The following is a 3,160-nucleotide window of genomic DNA, read 5'->3' as shown; positions in this document are numbered from 1 at the left end:
CTTGTATTTTTGCTTCTCATTCTGGCAACCTCCTGTTGATTATATTTTACTATAATCGTGTGTGATTGTCCAAAACGGTTAGGGGGCTAAATAGGCAGAATAAACATGGATATAAATAAAACTATGAACATATAAAACAGGAGGTTATATTATTGGAGTATAAAAAGGCATTAGAAAAATACATAGATGCAACAAATTCTCATGATTTTGATAATGTGAAAAGATTTCTTCATAAAGATGCTGTTTATTGGTTTACACGCAAGACCTGCACTACCTTTAGTGAAATTCAGAGTTTTTTTGAAAACACATGGGAGACTATAAAGGATGAAGTTTATACTGCTAAAGATGTAAAATGGCTTACGGTAGATCAAAATTCCGCAACTTGTATTTATACATATCATTATCAGGGATACTATAATGGAGAATTTGTTTCAGGTAGTGGAAGAGCAACGAATATTTTCATTAAGGACAATGATAAAGAATGGAAGCTAATCCACGAGCATCTAAGTAGTTTCTAAAATACAAACTAATAAGCCTATGAGTTATTAAAGAAGCCCAGTGTCTTGAGATCTTGTCTATAAGCAAAAGCCATACAGAATATAAGTATTCTATATGGCTTTTGCCTTTATTGTTGTAGCAATTAACCTTATATGGTCAGATTATTATAACAGCAGGATTCATTTATATTGTTATCCATAATTTATAGCTCCTTTGAATTGGACTTACTTCATTATATGTTGAATGGTTTTAAAGGTGTACTGTAGCCATTATATTCCGAATATAATCTGTTCATAGGATGAAAAAAATGCATTTTATTAATGCATATTAGTGTGCTATAATATTTTGTATGTTATTTAAAAAATAGACTTAAGTAATTTTAAAAAATAGCAAAATAAAGCATTATATTGAAAAGAACACTAGAGTTAAGACAATAATAGGACACCAAGGAGGGCTACGATTGAAAGAAAGGTTAAATTTTCAGCAAAATTTGTTAATAGGTTCATTATTATTTGGATTATTTTTTGGTGCAGGGAACTTGATTTTTCCTGTACATATGGGGCAATTAGCGGGAAGCCATGTTTTACTAGCAACCATTGGATTTTTAATTACGGGTGTAGGCTTACCTATGCTGGGGATTGCTGCATCAGCTCTTTCAGAAAGTGAAAGCTTATTTGATATGGGAAGGCCTGTTAGTTCAGGCTATGCAATTTTATTTACCTGTCTATTATATTTAACTATTGGACCGTTATTTGCTATTCCACGTACTGCCACAGTTGCCTTTGAGGTTGGAATGCACCCCTTTATTGCACAGGAACATTTAAAACTTGGATTGTTTATTTTTTCACTAATATTTTTTGCTTTAACTCTCTACTATTCCTTACGACCAGGACGAATTTTAGATTGGGTAGGTAAATATCTTACCCCTGTTTTTTTAGTACTTTTGTCAATTTTATTAATTGCAACATATGTAAAGCCAATGGGACAGGTAAATCAGTATTTACCTCAGGGCAATTATATTACTAAGCCTTTATTTACTGGCTTAATAGATGGTTACAATACCATGGATGCCTTGGCATCTTTAGCCTTTGCTATTATTATTATCTCTAATATAAAGAAATTAGGCATTAAAAATCCTCGTTCAATTGCTATTGAAACATGTAAATCAGGCTTGTTTAGTGTTGTGGGTATGACTATTATTTATGCTTCATTAGCATATATGGGAGCTACAAGCCTAGGAAGTGTAAGTAGTGCCAAAAATGGAGGAATTATTTTGTCCATGGTTAGCAATCATTATTTCGGTTTCGTTGGACAAATACTACTAGCTGCTATTGTAGGAGTTGCATGTTTAAAAACAGCTATTGGTTTAATAACCTCTTGTTCTGAAATGTTTAGTGAAATGTTTCCTAAATCTATTTCTTATAGAAGCTATGCTGTTATATTTACACTTATTTCTTTTATAATTGCTAACTTTGGATTAAATAATATTATTCAGTTGTCTATACCGGTTCTTATGTTTCTTTATCCCTTAGCGATTACTTTAATCTTATTATCCCTGTTAACCCCATTTATTCATAAACAGAGTGATGTTTATAAATGGACAACTGGATTAACAATTATTGCAGCATTTTTTGATTTATGTAAAGCATTGCCAGAACCTATGCAAAATAATGTAGCAGTAAAACATATTGTTGCTTTTGCTCACAGATATTTACCTGGTTTTGACTATGGCTTTGGCTGGGTATTACCAGCATTAATTGGGTTTGTTATAGGATTGATTATATGGAAAGTCCGTATAAAAGAGCATAGTGCCATTTAAAAAAGTTTGGGGACGGGGTTGTTGCTTTATAAGCATATTTTTTGTTTGCCCATTAAATTTTTCTTTCCAACATTAAAACCAGCTTCTATGTATTTTGATTTACCATAGCAAGCTGGTTTTCGCACTTTTATATAGTTTTTTGATATTAGTGTCCGTGGTGCTCTTCAGCATCTTTTTTTGTTTCGTGAACTGTACCAAATGGGTGCTGAGGTGGTGCATAGATAGAGTATAATTTAAGCGGTTTATTACCTGTATTGATTAAGTTGTGCCATTTACCAGCAGGTATGATGAATGCATAGTCATCAGATACTTTTCTTTGAAAGTCCAATCTATCTTTTCTATCACCCATTTTAACAAGACCTTGACCTTCTTCAATACGTACAAATTGATCAAGGTTCGGATGGATTTCCAGACCTATGTCTTCGCCAACATTGATGCTCATCAAAGTAAGCTGCAGATGGCATCCTGTCCATAAAGCAATACGGAAATTATTGTTTTGCTTAGTAGCCTCTTCAATGTTAATTACAAATGGTTCTGGTCCATAATCCTTTAATATAATCGGGATACCAGTACAGGGTTGCTTATTATAGGGAAGATGTTGATTAGGAAACTCATCCCATAAACTTGAGTTATACATTGGCATGTTAACATAGTAAGGACATTGATACATTTTATGAAGGTAATACATATTATTTGCGTTATATATTGGCGTATTAATGTAATAAGGACATGGATACTTTTTTGAGATCGGATTGACCCCTTAATATTGGACAAAAACTCACGAATACTTTCTTTTTCTTAGTTCCTTATATTTTAATGCTTTTTCGCTTTTTTTATTATACA

The 3,160-nt window shown here is 32.4% G+C and carries 3 protein-coding genes; 2 read left to right on the top strand and 1 reads right to left on the bottom strand.

Features of this window, described 5'->3' with window-relative positions; all coding sequences use genetic code 11:
• Positions 1-152 precede the first annotated feature (152 nt).
• Positions 153-518 carry a YybH family protein gene (locus BLV37_RS14675; RefSeq protein WP_091733185.1) on the top strand — a complete coding sequence of 122 codons (366 nt, stop codon included), beginning with the start codon at positions 153-155 and terminating at the stop codon, positions 516-518.
• 440 nt (positions 519-958) lie between these two features.
• Positions 959-2,317, top strand: coding sequence for a branched-chain amino acid transport system II carrier protein (gene brnQ / locus BLV37_RS14670; protein WP_091733182.1), 1,359 nt, complete (start codon positions 959-961; stop codon positions 2,315-2,317).
• A 145-nt stretch (positions 2,318-2,462) separates the two neighbouring features.
• Here brnQ and BLV37_RS14665 read toward each other — a convergent pair whose 3' ends face one another.
• Entirely contained in the window at positions 2,463-3,005 is a 543-nt protein-coding gene (locus tag BLV37_RS14665) for a cupin domain-containing protein (protein WP_244270567.1), read from the bottom strand.
• Positions 3,006-3,160: the final 155 nt, after the last annotated feature.

The sequence above is a fragment of the Proteiniborus ethanoligenes genome (assembly GCF_900107485.1).
Classification (GTDB): Bacteria; Bacillota; Clostridia; order Tissierellales; family Proteiniboraceae; genus Proteiniborus; species Proteiniborus ethanoligenes.
This window is presented reverse-complemented; position numbering and strand designations above follow the sequence as displayed.

What these genes read in the sequence shown, in the direction of transcription:
- BLV37_RS14665 (WP_244270567.1), bottom strand. Translation starts at nt 3,005, where the DNA reads ATGTATTACCTTCATAAAATGTATCAATGTCCTTACTATGTTAACATG.